The organism is Terriglobus sp. YAF25 (assembly GCF_052113305.1).
Taxonomy (GTDB): domain Bacteria; phylum Acidobacteriota; class Terriglobia; order Terriglobales; family Acidobacteriaceae; genus Terriglobus.
The window spans coordinates 1-1,422 of record NZ_JBFRCY010000944.1 but is presented as its reverse complement, the minus strand read 5'-3'; the positions used below and the strand labels follow the sequence as shown (position 1 = coordinate 1,422).

2 protein-coding genes are annotated in these 1,422 nt (G+C 55.3%); both read left to right on the top strand.

The features are described 5' to 3' along the window. Window positions 1–54: 54 nt before the first annotated feature. Window positions 55–519: a GlcG/HbpS family heme-binding protein gene (locus AB4043_RS25460; protein WP_442308513.1), complete on the top strand. Its 465-nt coding sequence runs from the start codon at window positions 55–57 to the stop codon at window positions 517–519. A 64-nt stretch (window positions 520–583) separates the two neighbouring features. Continuing rightward, window positions 584–1,240 carry a transcription elongation factor GreB gene (gene greB / locus AB4043_RS25455; protein ID WP_442303545.1) on the top strand — a complete coding sequence of 219 codons (657 nt, stop codon included), beginning with the start codon at window positions 584–586 and terminating at the stop codon, window positions 1,238–1,240. Window positions 1,241–1,422: the final 182 nt, after the last annotated feature.

The following is a 1,422-nucleotide window of genomic DNA, read 5'->3' as shown; positions in this document are numbered from 1 at the left end:
ACGTTAGACTGATGGCTCTGATACCTTGGGAGCGCAATTCTTAGGGAGGTATTCGTGTATCGAGTTTTGACGGCAATCCTTCTTTCAGCGGCGACGGCTTTTGCCAACGATCTTCCAAACAAGAAGTATCTGGATCTCACTCATATCAAAATCATGGTTTCTGCGGCGGAGGCAAAGGCGAAGGAGCTCAATGTTTCCGTAACCATCTGCATCGTGGATGAGAGTGGCAATCTGCTTTTTCTGGAGAAGGGCGAAACCGCCTCACTGAACACCATTCAATTCGCCCAAAAAAAGGCACGCCATGCGGCCTTCTACGGCAGGCCGTCCAAAGACGGAGCTGACACAATTAAAAAGGGCAATACGGAAGCGATGGCATTCCCTGAATTCTTCCCCAACCAGGGAGGACTTCCGATTAAAATCGATGGGAAGATCCTGGGTGGGATCTCCGCCAGCGGCTCCAAATCGGAGATCGACGAAGCCATTGCGCAGTCTGGCCTTGACGCGCTTCTTAAGCAATGACGGTTGCCGGGGTTGATTCGTCGGCTGATCGAGGCGCTCACGAATTCGCGCTGGAGAGGACAGGATGCGGAAAGGGTTCACTAGAAGACCGCCAGCAGAGGCGCCCGCGGCGCACGGCACAAACTACATTACTCCCAGTGGGCTCGAGCGCCTTAAACATGAGCGCAGTTTTTTACTCAACAAGGAGCGCCCTGCCGTAGTGCAGGTGGTGGCGTGGGCTGCCGGCAATGGCGATCGCAGTGAGAATGCCGACTATCAGTACGGAAAGCGGCGACTGCGACAGATCGATGGGCGGATTCGCTTTCTTACGAAACGAATCGAGGCCGCGGAGGTGGTAGATCCCGAAGCTCCGAGAACGGGCCTGCGGATGACTAACGCATTCTTTGGCGCGACCGTTCACTATGTCAATGCTGCAGGAGAAGAGCGAGTGGTGAGCATCGTCGGTACCGACGAAGTCGATCTCGAACGCAACCATATCAGCTGGGTCTCGCCTCTGGGGCGCGCATTAATGAAAACTGCGGCGGGTGATGAAATTGTTCTCCATGCGCCGCGTGGCCCGGAACAGCTGACAGTGTTGGAAGTGCGGTATGAACGCATCTCGGTAGAACCGTTCCGCGAGCCACTTGGGTCCGAAGTCTCTACAAATGACTCGATCGCTGACACTCAATCGGCGGAAACACGGGAGTACGACCCGATGGTAGAGGAGCAAAGTGCGTCCTGATAAATGCGCTTCTCGGAAGTGATGAGCTTCGCTCCCGCACTGCGAGACTAGGGCGTATCGACAAATTCGAGATCGCCCGTCCAGTGGGTGCGAATGTCTTGCTTAAGGGCACGGCTTTAGCCGTGCCGTACGGAGTCTGAAATGAGGATGCGGCTTTAGCCGCTGAGGTACCGATGCTATGC